This is a genomic window from Allobaculum sp., from assembly GCF_047010065.1.
Taxonomy (GTDB): Bacteria; Bacillota_I; Bacilli_A; order Erysipelotrichales; family Erysipelotrichaceae; genus Allobaculum; species Allobaculum fili.
This window is the reverse complement of the sequence record NZ_JBKXLD010000009.1, coordinates 1-20,132: the sequence shown is the minus strand read 5'-3', so window position 1 is coordinate 20,132 and position 20,132 is coordinate 1. Positions and strand designations below refer to the sequence as shown.

Sequence of the window (20,132 nt, the reverse complement as noted above, 5' to 3'; positions counted from 1 at the left end):
ACAGGATCGGTTGCACAGCGAATGCGTCTTACTGTTCTTTCTTTTTGGGAGCAAAAGGGGACTGGGCCGATCGGCGGGTACCGTGTCCGGAAGCTTTCATAGAGGAGCGCTTGAGCATGGACGATTCCTTCTTCTTTTCGAGAAGGGCTTCCTGCTCCTTTTCGGCTTTCTTTTCCTGGTTTTTCTGACGCTTAAGATAAATCAGCAGCCACACCGTGGAAAGAATGTCTGTGAAAAAGCAGAGCTGAACGACGCCGGCGGCAATGGCTTTGGAACGGTCGAGCTTTTTCGCCTTGACGAGCTGAACAAGAAGCACGAAGACATAGGCGGAAGTGATGCCTAACAAAATCCAGGAAAAGGCTTCAAACATAAAGTCGCTCGTCGCCCGTTTCATTAAAATATTCAGCACGATTTCCGGAAGCAGAGCCGTCTTGGTAAAGAGAACATCGATGAGCGTGGAAATGGGCGGCAGCCCGGATGTCGTCGCCTTCCAGATCAGACAGGCTGCGGTACAAAGCATCATCAGCGCGAGAACGCAGAGCAGGATGGGTGCAAAGGACTGCAGCGCGAAGAGATAGAAGAAGTGGGCGCTGGCGGCCATTCCATACAGGAAAAACGCGCAGAAATTCTTTTCCGAAGAGAGCGCATACACCAGCATGAGCAGACAGCCGGTAATCAGACACGATACGCACAAAATCATCATTTCTGTGCTGGTGACAAAGCCGACAAACAGCGTACTGATCACCAGCAGGATCTGCGCGAGATAATACAGGATTTTCTTCATGATCCAATTCCTTTTCTAAACAAAGCGGCAAACCGATTTCCTGAGTATCCGAAAGCATGCCGATCGTTTCGGCTTCGCAGGCCGATCAGGCTCGTTTCGTACAGGCTTTAAAGACGGGGGAGAGACGGCGGTTATTTATCGGAAGACGGGGCGGTTCCGGTTTCTTTTGGCAGAGCCGGCGTGTCTTTGGTCTTGCCGCTTTCGATGGGCAGATCGATTTCCTCCAGATCGCTTCCAAATTTTTCTTCGTCGAGATCTTCACTGTCTTCGAGATCATCGAACAGATAGGCGCAGAACAGGTCGTACGTTTTTTTGGAGCGCGTGGAAATCGTCACGCTCATCCCGCTGTCGGGATGCCGGCAAAACCATCCGCTGACCGCCAGAACCGCAAAGGGGCCTTCGGGCAGGTAAGGCGCAATTTCATTGCCGATCGAGGGTAGGGAAACCGACGTATAGCCCATATGAAGCGCCCGCTCGAGAATGGCATCAATGAGCTGGTGAAGCGATTCTTCCCGGATCACCTCCGGCAGAGCGGCGTGAAAAATGGATGCCGAGCGGCCGATTCCGGAAGAGGTGACCACGATCTGACCGGGTTTGGGCGGCGTCAGTTTGGCACAGACGCTGCGCAGCGCTTCGCCCCCGCGGTCAAAAATGAGTTTTGGATCGTGCTCCGTTTCTTCAAACGGATGCTCAGCAATATTGGCGATGACATCGCAGTCCTGATCGCACACTTCGCCATAGTTGATGTACAGCGAACACGAAGCAGAACGGCCATCCTCATTGAGTACGAGCGCCAGCAGTTCATGCGTCAGCATGGCGGAAAGATCCCATGGGTTAAGGATCAGCCCTTCGCAATCCGGATCTTCCAGAGCGGCACGGAAAATTTCTTCCGCCTTGACGGGTCGATATTCCGCGGCGGGCCCTTCCTGATCTTCTGGAACCGTCAGAAAGGCGCAGTACGCCTGTCCGCCATGTTCCAGATCGACTTTTCGAAACAGTTCCTTTTCCGGCAAAAGATACATTTCCAGATCCAGCGGATCCACTTCATCGAGCTCGCTGGTCTGCGAGGTAAGAATCGGCACATACAGCAGCGTCTGTTCATCCACGGCTCTTTGAAGAAGCGAAATAAAATTCCAGTTGGCTTCCTGGCTGTGATCGAATTCGAGATTCAGACCGGCTGCGAGAATCTGATCTGAAAGGGGAGCCGGTTTTCGGCCTTTCAGACGGTCCAGACGAACTTTCATATATCTGTATAGTATGGCAGGGGCTTCTTCAGACTGGGCAAAAAAGCCCCTGAAGTCACGCTCGAAAAGGATTTAAGAAAACAGAAAACAGTATAGAAAACAGTATAAGGATCAGAAAATGCACCAGATGGTAGAGAAGGCAGTTCAGAATCAGCGTTCGTCAGAGAAATCGGAAAATCTCACAGTGTTTTCTATGAGAAAGCCGGTTTGGATCACTGGAAAACTCGGAAAGCTCTATTGCAGACAGGGGGCATTAGACTGAAAAAAGCGGTCAAATATCATGCGTTCAAAAATGAATGAAAGCCTTTTCGAAAAAATGTCTTTTCTGAAGAAATCTGTGTTTCCCGGCATATTGCAATTTAAAAATGGATTGACTATTGTTGAACAGGCAAATGCGCAGCCGATCATCCGGACGGCCAGCGAGTCCACTTTGCCGACAGCCGGTTCAGGCAGAAATTCTGCCGCAAATTTACATCGTATTCAGCATTGAAACGAAAGTTGAGGAAATTTGTTACATGAAAAACAAACAGAAAACCCGGAATATGGCTTTCTTCGCCATGTTTCTGGCCATTGAGCTCATTCTGACGCTCACACCGCTTGGCTATATCCGCATTCCCGGACTGGCCATCACCCTGCTGCATATCCCCGTTGTGGTCTGCGGAATTCTCATGGGTCCCGGCTGGGGCGCAGCGCTCGGTCTTGTCTTTGGTCTGACATCCATCTGGAACGCGACCATGCAGCCCTCGATTACTTCCTTTGTCTTCTCGCCGTTTGTTACGGTAGGCGGCATCAGCGGAAACTGGACATCCCTGATCATCGCTCTGGTTCCGCGTATCCTGCTTGGCGCCATCTCCGGCTGGCTGTATGAACTCTTCGCAAAGAAGATCAACCGTCCGCTGTCCGCGCTTCTTGCGGCGGTCATCGCCACCTTCTGTCATACTCTGATGGTTCTCGGTCTGATCGCTCTGCTCTGGGGCAATCAGTATTCCGCTGCGATCGGCATCGCGCCTTCGGCGCTGCTGGCGTATCTGGGCATGGTCATCGTCAGCAATTCTCTGATGGAAATGGCCACTGCCGGAATTGTTTCCATGGCTCTGGCTAAGGCGATTTCTCCTTCGAGAATGTCTTCGCCGGCTTCTTCGCACGCCTGAAAAGACCAATAGAAAACCGGCTGAAATTTAAATAGAGCAAAGAGTTCATCAGAAACGAAATCCGTAAAAAAGCGAAAGCTGGACCTTTCGCAGCGTTCTGTCCAAAGCGGAAAAAGATTTCCTGAACACAGGGAAAGAAAAACGATTCTGGATTGTTACTGATCTCTTTGCCAAATCCAGTATTTACACTCGTATATACCCATTCAATTTACCCATTCAAGACGCCTGAAACAGGGCGTCTTTTTTTCGCTTCCTTCCCGGCAGCCAGGTCAGAAAGGGAGTGAATTGATTTTCATTGACGAAACCAGACCGGGATTTTAAGATGATTTTAAACATATAAGCATTTGCTTAAATGATGAAATAACAGAAAGATAAAGCGTTTAATCCATCTTTCTTTTCTCAGTGGATTCAAATTCCAGAGGCAGATGATCCCCAGTCAGGGCCTGTGTGATTTGCTTCATAAAAGGGAAGAGAAAGAAAAGAAACACAGAAAGGAGACAGTGCTATGGCTTTACAGAACGTGCTTAAAACGTGTTCCGATCCGATTAATCGACAGATTCTGGATCTGCTTCGTGAGCAGTCCATGAACGCCGGAGAAATTGCCCGTCATTTTTCCATTTCCGCAGCAGCCGTTTCCCAGCATCTGAGCGCTTTAAAGACGGCTGGTCTTGTCCGCTGTGAGCGCAGCGGCAAGTTCCTGGTGTATGAACTGAACGCCTCCGTACTGGAAGAAGCGGCGATCTGGATCCAGTCGCTGCTGAATACCGCACCGGCAGAACAGATGGATTCGAATTCGGTTCCCTCCGAAAGTTCCGCTGCGAAAATCTGAATCGGAAAGAGAAAATGGAAAAGGCCAAAATTCCCAAAACGAAACAAAAGGAGCTTCTTTTATGAAAAATGCAAATTCCACTGAACCCCATGCACCGGCTTCGCTTACCCGAGGCAAGATCGCCTTTTCCATCGGCCTCTGTCTTCTTCCTCAGCTTGCTGGCATCTTCTGTCTCTCTTCCATGCCCGCTCAGATCCCCATCCACTTTAACTTTCAGGGAACGCCGGATAACTGGATTTCTTCCTCGCTTTTCTTTTTCGGATTTCCCTGGATGTTTGTCGCAGCGGACGCCTTCTGTCTTGGAACTACGTTCTTCTCCAAAAAAGGCAGCGCCCAGTCTCCGTCCATCGAAAACCTGCTTCTGCTGACCATTCCGTTTATTGAACTGATCGTATATATCGGCATCCTGCTCTTTATGAACACAGACGCCTTTCGGATCACAACCTGGATCAGCGGTCTGATCGGCCTTCTTCTCGTGATTTTGGGAAACCTGATGCCAAAAGCCAGACAGAACAGCTATTTTGGCTTTCGAACGCAAAGTACGCTTTCTTCCAAATCCGTATGGCAGAAAACGAACCGTGCAGCCGGATATGCTCTGACGCTGCTTGGCGTGCTGACGATTTTTGCGGCGTTCACTTACAATGAAGTTCTCATGTTCGCCCTTCTGATCGGCGGAAGTCTGCTCGTAACCATGGGACTGTCGATTTACGCACACCGATTAGCGGACCGGGAAAGCCAGAAAACAGAATAGGCGGCCGTTCCGAAAGAAAAAGATCCTTTTTCTGGCGAATCTGCCTGCAAGCTTCCTTGCTCAAAAAGTCTCTTTGCGTAAGCCGACGGACGAAAACGCATTCTTCGAATCGCCTGCAGTTGTTGATAATGCAAAAGGAGTCAGAATTCTGCATTTGTTTTGTGATAAAATTTCTCTGATGAGAAATATGTAGACAGAGGAGGATTTTCTGCATGTTAAAAGGAATCGCCGCCTCAGCAGGCGTATCTTGCGCAAAAGCGTACAAACTCGTTCAGCCTGTTGTGGTCATTGAAAAACGCACAGACGCTGATCCGGCAGCTGAAATTGAAAAGCTGGATGCGGCTCTTCGCAAAACCGTATCCGATATTGAAGGCGTAAAGGCAAGGGCAGCCAAACGCCTTTCCGATGAGGAACTGGCCGTATTTGATGCCCATCTGATGATGGCAAACGACCCGGAACTCTCCGGACAGATGAAAACGATGATCCAGAACGACAAAGTCAATGCGGAATACGCGGCGGATGTCGTTTCCAAAAATATGATCGCCATGTTCGAAAGCATGGATAACGATTACTTCCGTGAAAGAGCGGCAGACATTAAGGACGTTACGTTCCGTATGCTCTGCAACCTGCTCGGCCTGGAAATCCCGGATCTGAGCAGCATCAGCGAACCGACGATCATCGTTGCACACGATCTGACCCCGTCGGACACTGCACAGCTCAATGAATACGTAAAAGGCTTTGTTACCGAAATCGGCGGCAAAACCAGCCACTCCGCCATCATGGCCAACTCGCTTGAAATCCCAGCTGTTGTCGGAACTGCCGGTGCTCTCGATGCGATTAACAACGGCGACATCATTGGCCTCGACGCCATCGATGGAGAAGTCTTCGTCAATCCGGATGAAGAAACGACCGCTGCACTGAAGAAAAAAGAAACCGAATATCTCGAAGAGAAAAAAGAACTCCAGATTCTGATCAACGCCAAATCGATCACGACCGACGGTCATGAAGTTGAACTGGCTGGAAACATCGGAAACGCAAAGGACGCTGAACAGGTTATTACCAACGGCGGCGAAGGCGTAGGTCTGTTCCGTACCGAGTTCCTGTACATGGACAACGATCACTTCCCAACGGAAGAAGAGCAGTTCCAGGTATACAAACAGGTACTCGAAACGATGAAGGGCAAGAAAGTCGTAGTCCGCACGCTCGATATCGGCGGCGACAAGCGTCTGTCCTACTTCGAATTCCCGGAAGAAATGAACCCGTTCCTGGGCTACCGTGCCATCCGTCTGTGCCTCGATCGCACCGACATCTTCAAAACCCAGCTGCGTGCGCTCTGCCGTGCTTCCGTTTACGGCAAGCTCTGCATCATGTTCCCGATGATCGCTACGATCGGTGAATTCCGCGATGCCAAAGCCATCTTTGAAGAATGCAAAGCCGAACTGCTCGCGGAAGGCGTAGCCGTATCGGATGACATCCAGGTCGGCATGATGGTCGAAATCCCGGCAGCTGCTGTACTCGCGGATGAATTCTCCAAATACGCAGACTTCTTCTCGATCGGTACCAACGACCTGATCCAGTACTCCATGGCTGCAGACCGTATGTCCGAAAAGGTTTCCTACCTGTATCAGCCGTTCAACCCCGCCATCCTTCGTCTGGTCAACATGACAATTCAGGGTGCGCACAAAAACGGCAAATGGGTCGGCATGTGCGGTGCCATGGCCGGCGAACCCAACGCCGTTCCAATCCTGCTCGGTCTCGGACTCGATGAATTCTCCATGTCGGCTACCCAGATTCTGAAAGCCCGCAAAATCGTCAACGGCCTTTCCTATAAGGAAATGCAGACGATGGCGCAGAACTGCCTGAATCTCGATACCGCCAACGAAGTTCTCGACTACGTGAAAAAAGAAGTTTCCAAATAAGCTGTACGGTCCGCGTGCTTCAATGCGCCGATTGTACTGAACCCAAATGGAATGTTTTAAGCCCGTTCGGCGATTTTGTAAGATTCGTCCGGACGGGCCTTTTCGTATACTGGTAAGCAGGGACAGTTCGCCAGCGGTTTTTGAACCGATGGGACGTGACCCTGTCCATAAAATGAAAAATGCGCAGAATTCTGCGCAGGAGTTAACTGTATGAACAAAAAAGAAAAAGCAGCCCGGAATGTCCTGATCGGCGGATGCATCGCATCGGTCATCGCCGGAATCGTTCTCTGGCTGACCCTCTCTTTATCGACCGGTCTGATCGTTGCCGGCGCCGGTCTGGTAGCCAGCGGCCTGCTGGCTTCCTTCCTGTTAAAAAGCGCATCCAGAGGCGGCAAGCCGGAAGAGACGAAGCTGGTCGATCGAAAAGTCATCGAAGAAGCGGCGAAAAAAGTTCGTAAGACGTCTCCAAAATCGATGAAAAAGGAAATGCGCGACTTGACGACGCAGTGCGAACGCATGCTGCAGAAAGCGGAGCTTCTCGACAAAACGCTCAACGAACAGTTTGGCTCTTCCGTAACGACCAAAGCCCGTTTTGCCTCAATCATCAACGGCGTCTATACGCTTTATGCACAAAACGTAAACGACATCATCCATCGCGTGGAAATTTTTGATGAAGACGGCTATGAACAGCTGCATCGCAATCATGAGCAGTATACGGACGCCATTAAACCGTATGCCGAACAGATGGACGCCGTTCGTAAGGAAATTGCCGAAAACGAAGAAATCCTTTCGCGCATCGACCGGCTCCTCGCCGAGCTCAATAAGCTCTCCGGCAGCGACGCTTCCTTAAAGACCCTTCCGGAAATGGAAGAGCTCAGCGATCTGATTGCGCAGACGCCGCTTTACCGCCAGCAGAACTGAGCGGCTGTATGCACAGGTCAGGCGGTTGTCAAAATCGGCATCCGCAGGCGGTATGGATCGGCAGGCAATACCGATCCGTTTGGATTTATGTCACAATACGCTTGGATTTATGTCACAATAATTGATATGACACACCCGTAGGGGACAAAGGAGATATGAAGAATGGCTTTCAGCATGAATGTAGATGAGCTGGATAAGGAAAAAGTCACCGAACAGCTGGATCCGACTCCCGAGCAGAAAACCGCACTTGGCAGCATGGCTGCGGCCAATGCGAGCGAAGTAATGCAGATTAACCTCGATTCTCTGGACGAACGCCGCAGCATCGCGCAGACGATCGAATCGTTTGGCGAAGACGTCGTCGAAAAATCCGCCCAGAAAAACAAGATTCTGGAAACGACGCTCGGCGATCTGGCCAAAACCGGCAGCGAAGGCAGCAAGGTCATGGAATCGCTGGCCATGCTCAACCGGGAAATGAAGGAACTCGATCCGTCCGGCATCAATTTCAATAACAACGGCATTTTCGGCCGCATGTTCAACCCGGTCCGCAACTATTTCCAGCGCTATGAAAAAGCGGACGCGCAGATCGAAGAAATCCTGAAGTCGCTCGATGAAGGCCGCAAAGCGCTCGTCGCCGATAATACGACTCTGGAAATCGAGCAGGTTTCCCTGCGCGATCTGACCGTCAAACTCGGCAAGCAGATCGAACTGGGCATGCAGATGGATGAAGCGATTACCCGCGAACTTGAACAGGCCCAGGTCAACAACGAAGATCCGGAAAAAATCAAATACATTCAGGACGAAGTGCTGTTCCCGCTGCGCCAGAAAGTCATGGATCTGCAGCAGATGCAGGCGGTAAACCAGCAGGGTTATTTCGCCATGGAAATCGTTCGCCGCAACAACAAGGAACTCATCCGTGCAGTCGACCGCGCCAAGCACGTAACGGTATCCGCGCTGCGTACCGCCGTAACCGTAGCTTCCGCTCTGTACAACCAGAAAATTGTTCTCGATAAAGTCAAACTGATCAACCAGACCACCAACGATCTGATCCGCTCGACTTCTGTCATGCTCAAGCAGCAGGGCGCTGATATCCAGCAGCAGGCGATGGAAGCCAACGTATCCGTAGAAACGCTCAAGGAAGCGTTCCGCAATACGTACGAAGCGCTCGATGCGGTGGAAAGCTATCGTGAAAAGGCACTCCCGCAGCTCAAAACGCAGATCGATGCCTTCCGTGAACTCGCCGACGAAGGCGCAAGACGCATGGACCGCATTGAAACCGCGAAATCGTATCGCGAAGGTCTCGAAACCGATCCGAAAATCCAGTCCCTGCCAAAACTTCCGGAATAAGAACAGACGCGGTCAAAACCGAAGACAGAGAAGTTTCTGCATTTCGTTTTGAATCTGCGAAAACGTTTTAAAGACCATCGAAAGCCAGACGTCAGCCGAAAGGGAAGGCGTCTGGCTTTTTACAAGCCGGAATCTGAACAGCGCTGAATCGCGCCAGTGATAATCATCGGCTTTATATAAAGTAAATACTCGCCGGATTCATGCATGTTCAAAAATGAAACCGCAATGAACAGCCGAAGAAAAAGCGAAGGAAAAGGGAATTTCAAATCCAGGCAAGATGGTCTATGTAAACGAATGTAAATCCTGTAACAAAAATGTAACGAAGCATCCGAAAATGAGCGATTCCCATAAAAAGTGCTCAATCTTCTTTACAAGCGAAAGATGGCGGAGTACCATGCAAACCATAAAGAAACCAGCAAACCGATGCGGAAGAGATCAAACAGAAAAAGGGATTAAAGCGAATCCGGGAGGGTGCAAGCCGGAGAATTACCGTTCTGCAAATGGACTTCCAAGGGCGATGTGAATTCAGTAGCAAAGCCGGGCCTTTCCCGTTACAGAAAGTAGAATGTGTTCGCATTCGATGAGAGGGCGTCAGCCAATACAGGTGGTACCGCAGAAAATTATTCTGTCCTGTTTCGAAAGAGGAAAACTCTTTTGGAACAGGACTTTTTGTTTAATACGGGAAGTCCGATTGTCGAATCCAGTCAATCAGGAGGAAATACAGATGAAACGAACAACAACAGCGAAATTTGCGAGTGCTGCCCTCGCGGCGTCCCTGCTTTTTGCAGGCTGCTCCTCTTCCCCAAACAGCGCGTCCAGCAGTGCCAAAGGCTCCAGTACAGCCGCTGCTTCAAACGAAAGCTATCAGATCGGACTGGCGCAGCTGGTCGATCACCCCTCTCTCAATACGATTCGGGAGGCCTTCCTCGATGAGCTTGAAGACGAAGGCTACACCGATGGCGAAAATGTCTCCATCAACTACCAGAACGCGGCCGGAAAGACATCCAGTCTGGATTCCATCATGTCGAGCTACAAAGCCGACGGTTCCGAAGTCATCGTAGCCATCGCTACACCGACGGCCATGAGTGCCCAGAACTACTCCACCGAAATTCCAGTCGTCTTCTCCGCGGTCTCCGATCCCGTCGGCGCAGGCCTTGTCGAATCCCTCGAAAAACCAGGCGGAAACATTACTGGTACAAGCGACGAAGTACAGGTTGAACAGATCGTCGATCTGATACTTGAGCTTTCCCCGGAGATTCATAAAGTCGGCGTTCTCTACAATACCGGCGAAGCCAACTCCGTATCCAATGTGAAGCGCTTCAAGGATTACGCCAGGGAAAAAGGACTCGAAGTGGTTGAACGTACTGGAACCGACAATACGACGATGCAGCAGGCAGCCGTCGAACTCGCTTCTTCTGTCGACGCCATGTTCTCGCCCAACGACAACACGGTTGCAACCGGAATGGCGTCTCTTGGACAGGTTGCTGCCGATGCCGGCATTCCTTACTATGTCGGCGCGGATTCCATGGTACAGACCGGCGGCTTTGCGACGGTCGGCATCGACTATGAAGAACTTGGAAGAGAAACCGCGCGTATGACGATCGATGTTCTCAACGGAAAATCTCCAGCCGACATGCCGGTCAAAGTGTTCAAGGACAATCTGAACATTTACGTTAACGAAGAACTCCTCAATAAGCTTTCCGAAAACGGAAAAACCAAAGTAGCCCTCCCCGAAGATCTTTCCGGCAAGGAAAATCTGAAAATGGTCACTTCCTTCGAATAAAAAAGAAGTCATACTCGCGGCAAAGCGTCTTAACATTCCAGACGACACGCTCGTAAGCTGTCCCGAACAGGAAAATCATTTGTCTCAAAAGGCACGTCTAATAGAAGTACACAGAAATAGAAATACATAGAAATTCAGGAAATCTGCTGACCGCCCGAATCCGGGCGGTTCAGTCTGTAAAGAAAGGAACCTATGACTGCAGATCTTATTCTCAATGCCGTCCAGCTCGGTCTGATCTTCGCCATTCTCTCGCTTGGTGAATACATCACCGTCAACATCATGGACAACCCGGACCTTACGGTAGACGGTTCGTTTGTAACCGGAGCTGCCGTCTGCGCCATGATGACGCTCGCGGGCCATCCAGTCCTCGGTCTATTTGGCGCCCTGATCGCCGGCGCCCTCTGCGGATGCGTCACCGCATTTCTGATGACCAAAATGAAAATCCAGCCCCTTCTGGCCGGCATTCTGACAATGACCGGGCTGTATTCGATCAACCTGCGCATTATGAACGGCTCGCCGACCGTCAACCTGTTTTCCGGCGGCAAACCGGCGCAGACGCTCTTTTCCAACCCGTCGACAAGACTTTATGTTCTGCTTGCGGTTGTCGTTCTGATCATCGTCCTTCTGGCTTTTTTCTTTAAAACCAACCTGGGTCTTATGCTTCGCGCCAGCGGCGACAACGAACAGATGGTCCGCTCGTCCTCGATCAACACCTCCCGTATGAAATTTCTCGGTCTCGGGCTGTCCAACGCACTCGTCGGTCTTTCCGGCGCCGTGCTCGCGCAGTTCCAGAACTTCGCAGACATTTCCGGCGGTACCGGCATGCTCGTTCTCGGTCTGGCCGGCATCATCATCGGCGAAGCCATTTTCCGTCCGAAAAACGTCACTATGGGTCTGATCGCTTCGGCGATCGGCGCCATTCTGTACCGAATTCTTTACACGATTGCGCTGCGTCTTGGCTTTGCGGCCAGCGACATGAACCTCGTTTCCTCGATTCTGGTTGCTCTGACGATCTCGATTCCAGCGATCCAGAAATACATGAAAGGACGGAAGAAAAATGCTTGAACTTCAGGACGTTTCGGTTCTGTTTAACGAAGGAACTACACTGGAAAAGAAAGCGCTCGATCACGTGAGCGTCACCATTCATCCCGGCGAATTCGTCACGATTCTGGGCAGCAACGGGGCCGGAAAGTCGACATTCTTCAATGTGATCAGCGGCAATGCGCCGGCGAAAACCGGAAAAATTCTGCTCGACGGAAAAGATCTGACGAACGAACCGGAATACGTTCGCTCCCGCAGCATCGGCCGTCTCTTTCAGGATCCGAAGCAGGGAACGGCACCGCATCTGACGGTGGAAGAAAACATGGGTCTGGCCATTTCCTCAGGCCGTAATCCGTTTGCGATCGCGGTCGGCAAAAAGCAGGAAGCCGAGTTCAAGTCTCTTCTCGGCCAGCTCGACATGGGTCTTGAAGATCGTCTGAAAACACCGATCGGCCTGCTTTCCGGCGGTCAGCGCCAGGCGGTTTCTCTGATGATGGCCGTTGCCCATCCGCCAAAGCTGCTTCTGCTCGACGAACACACCGCCGCGCTGGACCCCGTCAGCGCCAAAAAGATTCTCAAGATTACCAACGACATTATCGAACGCGATCACATTACCGCGCTGATGATCACCCATAACCTGCGCGACGCGCTTGAAAACGGAAACCGTCTGCTGATTTTCCAGGACGGCAAAATTAAGCATGACTTTTCCGGAGAAGAAAAGGCGCGCCTGACCCTCGAAGATCTGATTCACCTTTACGATATTTAAGGCTTCGCCTGGGTTCATTTTTCCATCTTGTACGGGTACGATCTGCAGTATATTTGTTCTTAAACGGACACCCTCTCCTTTCTGGATGGCTGTCCGTTTTAAATGACTGCGGATCGAAAGCATTCGAAACCCGACGAAAATTGAAAGAAGATTTGTATAGCTCTGGGGATTTCGGCTTGTGTTTCCGATTGAAATGTTTACACTACTTATTAAATGCAAAGAACAGAAGGAGTACCTGCTCGCGGGACATGCAGAGAGCTTTCGGTTGGTGAAAGAAAGCCAGAAGCAGCAGGGAAGGTAGTCTGGGAGCAGCGGCTCTGAACTGTACAGTAGGAGCTGACGTTTTCGCCGCGTTAGGCTGAGCGGTCTTTCGATACGAAAAGACAATGAAGGTGGTACCGCGGGGTTTTCTCGTCCTGAACAGGAAGAAAGCCCCGCGTTTTTTGTTTTTGCATTCGGTTTTACTCCGGATTCATTTGCGGTGCAGGAGACAGTGCCGCAAACCCGCGGCCGGATCGTGTGATCCGCCTGGAGAGATCCGTAAAATAAAAAATTCAGCAAGGAATAGAAAAGGAGCTTGAGCGATGAAAGAACTTTCCAAGAAATACGATCACAAGCTGGTAGAAACGCCCGAAACCTATTCGAAATGGATCGAAAAAGGGTATTTCACAGCGGGTGACGCATCCAAAATCCCGTATACGATTGTGATTCCGCCCCCAAACGTAACCGGCAAGCTGCATCTCGGTCACGCGTGGGACAACACGCTGCAGGATACCGCGGCGCGCTATAAACGTCTGAAAGGCTGCGATGTACTGTATCTGCCGGGTATGGACCATGCCGGTATCGCCACGCAGGCGAAAATCGACGCCCGCCTGCAGAGCGAAGGCATCAGCCGCTATGATCTCGGTCGGGAAGGCTTTTTAGAGCGCGCATGGGAGTGGAAAGAAGAATACGCTTCCTTTATTCGTCAGCAGTGGGCGCAGATGGGTCTTTCCCTCGACTACAGCCGCGAACGCTTTACCCTCGATGAAGGTCTGAACAAAGCCGTAAACAAAGTGTTTGTACAGCTGTACAACGAAGGCCTGATTTATCAGGGCGAACGCATCATCAACTGGGACCCGCAGGCGATGACCGCGCTCTCCAATATTGAAGTTATCCATAAGGAAATTCCAGGCAAGATGTACTACTTCAAGTACACCGTGCAGGAAACCGGAAAAGAACTCATTATCGCGACGACCCGTCCGGAAACGATGTTTGCCGACCAGGCGATTTTCGTTCACCCGGATGACAAGCGATATTCCGATCTCGTAGGTCTGCACGCGATCAACCCGGCCAACGGCGAAGCGCTGCCGATCATGGCCGACGACTATATCGATATGGATTTCGGTACAGCCGTCATGAAATGTACGCCGGCTCACGACCCCAACGACTTTGCTCTTGCGAAGAAATACGGTCTGAAAATGCCGATCTGCATGAATCCGGACGGCACGATGAACGAACTGGCGCATAAATACGAAGGCATGGACCGTTTCGAATGCCGCGAAGCGCTGCTCAGGGATTTCGAAGCCGCCGGTGTTGTCGATCATATCGAAGACCATCCGCATCAGGTCGGCCATTCCGAACGTACTGGCGTCATCGCCGAACCGTATCTGTCAAAACAGTGGTTCGTAAAGATGAAGCCGCTGGCGCAGGCGGTTCTTGACGCACAGAAAACGGATGAAAAAATCAGCTTCATCCCATCGCGTTTTGAACACACCTTTACGCAGTGGCTTGAAAACATTGAAGACTGGTGCATTTCCCGTCAGCTCTGGTGGGGTCACCGCATCCCGGCCTGGTTTAATAAGGAAACCGGTGAAATTTATGTCGGCGAAGAAGCGCCGGCGGATCCGGAAAACTGGACGCAGGACGAAGACGTTCTCGATACCTGGTTCTCTTCCGCCCTCTGGCCGTTCTCCACGCTGGGCTGGCCGGATATTACCGAAGATTTCAAGCGCTACTATCCGACCGATCTGCTCGTTACCGGCTATGACATCATCTTCTTCTGGGTCGCACGCATGGCCTTCCAGGCGCGTCATATGACGAACAACCGTCCGTTCAAGGACGTTCTCATTCACGGTCTGATCCGCGATGCGCAGGGCCGCAAGATGTCCAAGTCCTTAGGCAACGGCATCGACCCGATCGATGTCATCGACGCCAAAGGCGCCGACGCCCTTCGCTTCTTTTTGTCCACCAACTCCGCTCCCGGTCTCGATACCCGTTTCGATGAAGCCAAGATCGACAAGGCCTGGAACTTCATTAACAAAATCTGGAACGCGTCCCGCTACGTACAGATGCAGATGGACGGAAAACCGGCAGCCGATCCGGATTTCAAAAAGCTTTCCGAAGCCGATCAGTGGATTCTGGCCCGCCTGAACGAAACGATCGACAATGTCGAACGCAATCTCGACCGCTACGAAATGGGTCTGGCCGGCAATGCGCTCTATAACTTTGTCTGGAACGATTTCTGCTCCTGGTACATCGAACTCTCCAAGGCAGCGCTCAACTCCGAAAATCCGCAGACGCGTGAAAACACCGTCGCCATTCTCGTTTACGTTCTGCGCGCCATTCTGATTCTGCTTTCTCCGATGATGCCGTTTGTGACCGATCACATTTATCAGGCACTCGAACTTGGCAAGGACAGCATCAACGAAGAATCCTGGCCCAAAAAAGTCGAATTCTACTCCGATGAGAAAACGGTTCGCGACATGAATCTGATCCTGTCGTCGATTGAAGCCGTTCGTGAAATCAAGACGCAGTACGGAATGAAACCGCGCGAAGTCATTGCTATCGATGTCGTAACGAGCGATGGAGACCGCTATCCGCTCAGCAACGAAGGAACGGCTCTGCTCGAAGGCATGGCGAAAGTCACCCTCACCCCGGTAGAAGCCGGCGACGATACGCTCGTCCGCGAAGTGGACGGCGCTCTGCTCCGTACGCCGATGGCCGGTCTGATCGATGTCGAAGCCGAAATGGCCAAAGCGGAAAAAGAAGTCGCCCGTCTTGAAAAAGAAGTAGCGCGCGGCGAAAAGATGCTTTCCAATCCAGGATTTGTCAACAAGGCACCGCAGGCCAAGATTGACCAGGAAAAGGAAAAACTCGAAAAGAACCGCTCCTCCCTCGAACAGGCCCGCAAAACACTTGCTGATCTGCAGGCCAAAAAAGCGGCGTAGTCTGCCGGTTCTCATTTTCAGCACCGCAAAATAAAATCAAAAAAATCAAAGATCTTCCCCAGCCCAGGTGCGGCCGAACGGGAAGATCTTTTTTTCGCTGAATCTATTGAAGAAGATGATAAAGTGCGCAAATCGTATATATTCTTGTCCTGTCCAAAAAAGTGGGTGTTCCTCTGCGCCGTTTTCAATTTATACTGAAAGCGTATTCAGCATTTTTAATGGGACTTTCGAATTGGGGAAAGTCCCCACATCTATAAGGAGGAAACTGCTATGTACACGCTTGATGCAGAACATGAAGCGATGCGCCAGAAAGTTCGTGCGCTTGGCGAAAAATCCATTCCGTCGATCGCCATGCAGCTCGACGAAAATAATGAATTTCCAAAAGCCTTTGTCGGCCAGATGAAAGACGCCGGCCTGATGGGCATTCCATACGAAAAGGAAATGGGCGGCGCCGGACTGGACGCGCTGTCCTATGCGATCGCGGTGGAAGAACTCTCCCGCCTCGATGGCGGAATCGGCGTTATTCTGTCCGCTCATACGTCTCTGGGCACCTGGCCGATCGCGGAATTCGGTACGCCTGAACAGAAAGAAAAATACCTCAAGCCGCTGGCTTCGGGCGAGAAGCTCGGCGCGTTTGGTCTGACCGAAGAAAACGCAGGATCGGATGCCGGCGGAACCGAAACGACCGCTGTCAAAAAAGACGGATATTATTTGTTAAACGGACATAAGATTTTCATCACGAACGCTCCGGAAGCCGATACGTACGTCGTATTCGCCTCGACCGATCCGTCCAAAGGAACGCGCGGCATCAGCGCCTTTATCGTCGAAAAGGGAATGGAAGGCTTCACCTGCTCCCCGCACTATAACAAGATGGGCATCCGCTCTTCCTGCACTGCGGAACTGAACTTCAGGGATGTCAAAGTGCCGGAAGAAAACCTGCTTGGTCTTGAAGGCCAGGGCTTCAAAATTGCGATGGCTACCCTCGATGGCGGCCGCATCGGCATCGCCGCGCAGGCTCTCGGCATTGCGCAGGGCGCCTATGAAGACGCGCTCACGTATGCCAAAGAGCGCGAACAGTTTGGCGCGCCAATCGCGGTAAACCAGGGCATTTCCTTCAAACTCGCGGATATGGCGACCCAGATCGAAGCCACCCGCCTGCTCGTCTATAGGGCCGCTGAACTGAAACAGAAACACGAACCGTATTCCACAGCAGCTGCCATGGCGAAACTTTTCGCCTCGGATATGGCGGTTAAAGTGTGCGATGATGCGCTGCAGATTTTCGGCGGCAGCGGCTACATGAAAGGCATGGGTGTCGAACGCCGCTATCGCGACGCCAAGATCACTCAGATTTACGAAGGTACCAACGAAATTCAGCGTGTTGTTATTGCCTCCGGCATTCTCGGCCGTCTGAAGAAAAAAGACGCTGGAAAACCGAAAGCGGATGCGCCAAAACAGCCGGAAGGCCGTAAAGGCGTCATCATCGATGAACTGAGCGATGCCGCCAACGCCCGCAAACTGGCGACCATTCTGAAATCTTCCTTCGATTTCAAAAACCGGGAAGATCTCAATACGCCGATCGATCATGCACAGAAAATTCTCGCCATCGGTCAGGGCGCGGAAACGAAAGAACACGCGGATGCGGCCATCGATGTGGCCAGAAATCTCGGCCTGGCGATTGCCTCCAGCCGCCCGGCAGCTGAAGTCCATCACTTCACCAGCATGGATCGCTTTGTTGGACTGTCCGGTCAGAAGGCCAATCAGGCAAAACTGTATATCGCAGCGGGCATCTCCGGTGCCAAGCAGCATTTGAAAGGCATCGAAAAAGCCGGTATGGTTGTCGCGATCAACACCGATCCAAACGCGCCGATTTTCAAAAACGCGGATTACGGCATCGTAGGCGATATGAACGTCATTCTTCCGCTGCTCGAAAAAGAGCTGGGCGAAGAAGAAAAGCCGGAAAAGAAGCTCGACGTTTACCAGTGCACCCTTTGCGGATACGTTTACGATCCGACCGTCGGCGATCCGGAAAGCGGGATTGCCCCTGGCACAGCCTTTGAAGATATTCCAGAAGACTGGTCCTGCCCGTACTGCGGCGCGGCCAAATCGGACTTCGTAAAAATTTCCTGATCCGACAAACCAGAACGCTCTCTCGATCTGTTTTCCTGAGTAAAAAGGGGAAATCGAGACATACGTGAATTGGATGTTCGGTTTAACGAACGCAAACCTCCTCTTCGCTTGCTTCATGCTGCAAAGGGGAGGTTTTTTCTGCGGACTGGGAAAGAGAAAATCGACAGATCTTCACCAATCGAACATCCAGCTGGATCCATTTGAACGTCAGGCTCTCAAAAGGAAATATCATCGTCCGCCTTTGTCGGCCCAGGCAATGTTAAAATATCGATATGAAATCTTTTGTTCTTGATGCCGCCAAAATCGAACCCGGCCTGAACGCCGTTCAGTTTTTTCAGCAGTTTTATCATTTGAAAGACGAAACGATCGCCTCGATCAAGCGCACGCTGTTTGAGATGGAAGAGACAATGATTACAGAAGTCTTCAACTGGCCCGTCGATCATCCGGCCTGGAAGGAAATCAGTCTCGTTCTGGAATCCATTCAGCAGCACTCCCCAGATTTTTACGTGATCTGGGGACCGGAGACGATCAATGCCAGAGACTATCTTCTTACCAGAGAAGAAGAAGATTCCAAAGCTGAACTGACCGAACCTGCAGACCCAAAGACGGCGGATTTTTCCAAGATGACTGCGGAATGCAAAGTTCCTGAATAAGCCAGCCCCGAATAAGCACAGTCCAATACGTAAGCCCAATACGAAAGAATAAAGCGCACAGTCTCGAAACTGTGCGTTTTCTTTTTGGCCTGTCTGCTCGATCCAAATCGAATACCGGAACTTTCGCCCAAAGAAAAACGCAGAATTCAGACGAATCTGGATTCTGCGTGAAGATTGTGCGAATCATTCAAAATTGAAAAACGGTTTGCGATCAGTCGTTTTCTTTGGCCTGTGCGGACATCTTTTCGCGATACAGGTTCCGGCGATCCTGTGCGGTCAGTCCTTTTTTGCGCAGACGGATCGCATCTGGAGTCACTTCGACGAGCTCGTCATCGTTGATCCACTCGAGCGCTTCTTCAAGGGAGAACACTCTGGGCGGAGTCAGAAGCATGGCTTCATCGCGTCCGGAAGAACGGATGGCGGTCAGCTTCTTGTTTTTGAGCGGGTTGACGTCCATATCGATATTTCTGGACGATTCACCGATGATCATGCCTTCGTATACTTCGGTCTGCGGGGAGATGAACAGGGAACCGCGTTCCTGCAGGTTCCAGAGGGCATACGTCATGGCTGTACCGGTATCGGTAGAAATCATGGCGCCAAGCATGCGCTGCGGAATTTCGCCCGCATACGGGATATAGCCCGAAATGCGGCGAAGCAGGGTACCTTCGCCATGCGTATCGTTGATGAACTCGGTGCGGAAACCAAGCAGACCGCGGGTCGGCGCATTGTACGTCAGGCGCACATAGCCGTTTTCTTCGTCCATGTTTACCATCGTGCCCTTGCGCAGGTTGAGCTTGGAGATGATGGTGCCGGAATATTCCGACGGCGCGATGCAGACAACTTCTTCGACCGGTTCCACCTTCTGGCCGTTTTCATCGCGGTGGAGAATGACTTCCGGCTTGGAAACCGCAAGTTCATAGCCTTCACGGCGCATGTTTTCAATCAGGATGGAAATGTGAAGTTCGCCTCGTCCGCTGACTTTGAAGCAATCGGCACTTTCGGTCGGTTCTACTTCCAGACCGACGTTGACTTCGAGTTCCTTTTCCAGACGTTCCTTAATGTTACGGCTGGTTACGTATTTTCCGGAACGGCCCGCAAACGGGGACTTGTTAACGTGGAAGTTCATCGAAAGCGTCGGTTCTTCGATTGGAATGTGGGGGAGAGCTTCGATGCATTCGGGATCGCAGAGCGTATCGCCGATGGAAACGTCCGGCATGCCGGAAACAACGACGATATCGCCGGAATGGGCTTCGTTGACCGGAGTACGGGAAAGTCCCTTGTAAACAAAGAGATTGGAAATCGTTTCCTTTTCTTCCAGACCGTTCTGGTTGGTGCGAATATAGCTGCCGCCTTTTTTGAGGGTACCGCGGGTAATGCGTCCGATGCCCAGACGGCCGATATAGTCATCATAGGCCAGAGCGGAAATCTGCATCTGAGCCGGTTCCTCGTCGCGGTCCGGATAAACCGGCGTATGTTCGAGAATGGTTTCAAACAGCGGTTCGATATTTTCCGAAGGCTCCGTTAAAGAGCGGGAAACGCGTCCTTCACGGGCGACGCCGTAAAGAATCGGGAAGTCAAGCTGTTCGTCAGTCGCGTTGAGATCGATAAAC

General features: G+C 51.4%; 16 protein-coding genes, 1 pseudogene and 1 other annotated feature. Of the genes and pseudogenes, 14 read left to right on the top strand and 3 right to left on the bottom strand.

Annotation, left to right across the window (positions count from 1 at the left end; genetic code table 11):
* Positions 1-28 precede the first annotated feature (28 nt).
* Positions 29-784, bottom strand: a complete 756-nt coding sequence (locus ACLUYS_RS01670; protein WP_230266831.1) for a hypothetical protein — start codon at positions 782-784, stop codon at positions 29-31.
* 131 nt (positions 785-915) lie between these two features.
* Entirely contained in the window at positions 916-2,028 is a 1,113-nt protein-coding gene (locus ACLUYS_RS01665) for a macro domain-containing protein (RefSeq protein ID WP_230266832.1), read from the bottom strand.
* Positions 2,029-2,308: 280 nt separating this feature from the next.
* On the opposite strand from ACLUYS_RS01665, the gene ACLUYS_RS01660 reads away from it, so the two are divergent.
* The 14 genes and pseudogenes from ACLUYS_RS01660 (at position 2,309) to ACLUYS_RS01595 (ending at position 18,522) form a co-directional block, all read left to right on the top strand.
* Positions 2,309-2,518 (top strand): hypothetical protein, encoded by a 210-nt coding sequence (locus tag ACLUYS_RS01660; RefSeq protein WP_230266833.1) that lies wholly within the window; start codon positions 2,309-2,311, stop codon positions 2,516-2,518.
* Positions 2,519-2,543: 25 nt separating this feature from the next.
* Entirely contained in the window at positions 2,544-3,179 is a 636-nt protein-coding gene (locus ACLUYS_RS01655) for an ECF transporter S component (RefSeq protein WP_230266834.1), read from the top strand.
* Between the two features lie 505 nt (positions 3,180-3,684).
* Positions 3,685-4,008: an autorepressor SdpR family transcription factor gene (locus ACLUYS_RS01650; protein ID WP_230266835.1), complete on the top strand. Its 324-nt coding sequence runs from the start codon at positions 3,685-3,687 to the stop codon at positions 4,006-4,008.
* 61 nt (positions 4,009-4,069) lie between these two features.
* Positions 4,070-4,759: an SdpI family protein gene (locus ACLUYS_RS01645; protein ID WP_230266836.1), complete on the top strand. Its 690-nt coding sequence runs from the start codon at positions 4,070-4,072 to the stop codon at positions 4,757-4,759.
* A gap of 212 nt (positions 4,760-4,971) precedes the next feature.
* The gene (ptsP, locus tag ACLUYS_RS01640; protein WP_230266837.1) at positions 4,972-6,678 is read left to right on the top strand and encodes a phosphoenolpyruvate--protein phosphotransferase; all 1,707 of its coding nucleotides are present in this window, start codon (positions 4,972-4,974) and stop codon (positions 6,676-6,678) included.
* Positions 6,679-6,888: 210 nt separating this feature from the next.
* Positions 6,889-7,599, top strand: a complete 711-nt coding sequence (locus ACLUYS_RS01635) for a hypothetical protein (protein ID WP_230266838.1) — start codon at positions 6,889-6,891, stop codon at positions 7,597-7,599.
* Between the two features lie 162 nt (positions 7,600-7,761).
* On the top strand, positions 7,762-8,943 hold the full coding sequence (locus ACLUYS_RS01630; RefSeq protein ID WP_230266839.1) for a toxic anion resistance protein: 1,182 nt from the start codon (positions 7,762-7,764) through the stop codon (positions 8,941-8,943).
* 724 nt (positions 8,944-9,667) lie between these two features.
* Positions 9,668-10,726, top strand: a complete 1,059-nt coding sequence (locus ACLUYS_RS01625) for an ABC transporter substrate-binding protein (RefSeq protein WP_230266840.1) — start codon at positions 9,668-9,670, stop codon at positions 10,724-10,726.
* 192 nt (positions 10,727-10,918) lie between these two features.
* Entirely contained in the window at positions 10,919-11,791 is an 873-nt protein-coding gene (locus ACLUYS_RS01620; RefSeq protein WP_230266841.1) for an ABC transporter permease, read from the top strand.
* Complete coding sequence (locus tag ACLUYS_RS01615; RefSeq protein WP_230266842.1) at positions 11,784-12,533, top strand: ABC transporter ATP-binding protein; 750 nt, start codon at positions 11,784-11,786, stop codon at positions 12,531-12,533. The genes ACLUYS_RS01620 and ACLUYS_RS01615 overlap by 8 nt, the downstream gene beginning before the upstream one ends.
* Before the next feature lie 209 nt (positions 12,534-12,742).
* Positions 12,743-12,955, top strand: a binding site (T-box leader).
* Between the two features lie 162 nt (positions 12,956-13,117).
* Complete coding sequence (locus ACLUYS_RS01610) at positions 13,118-15,742, top strand: valine--tRNA ligase (RefSeq protein ID WP_412658778.1); 2,625 nt, start codon at positions 13,118-13,120, stop codon at positions 15,740-15,742.
* Positions 15,743-16,012: 270 nt separating this feature from the next.
* Positions 16,013-17,131 (top strand): annotated as a pseudogene (locus tag ACLUYS_RS01605) (acyl-CoA dehydrogenase); the annotation flags it as partial.
* Positions 17,111-17,869 (top strand): rubredoxin, encoded by a 759-nt coding sequence (locus ACLUYS_RS01600; RefSeq protein WP_412658793.1) that lies wholly within the window; start codon positions 17,111-17,113, stop codon positions 17,867-17,869. The pseudogene ACLUYS_RS01605 and the gene ACLUYS_RS01600, both read left to right, overlap by 21 nt.
* A 272-nt stretch (positions 17,870-18,141) precedes the next feature.
* Positions 18,142-18,522 carry a hypothetical protein gene (locus tag ACLUYS_RS01595; RefSeq protein WP_230266844.1) on the top strand — a complete coding sequence of 127 codons (381 nt, stop codon included), beginning with the start codon at positions 18,142-18,144 and terminating at the stop codon, positions 18,520-18,522.
* Between the two features lie 211 nt (positions 18,523-18,733).
* Here the strand turns inward: ACLUYS_RS01595 and ACLUYS_RS01590 are convergent.
* A partial coding sequence (locus ACLUYS_RS01590) for an EF-Tu/IF-2/RF-3 family GTPase (RefSeq protein WP_412658776.1) occupies positions 18,734-20,132 on the bottom strand: 1,399 nt, incomplete at its 5' end.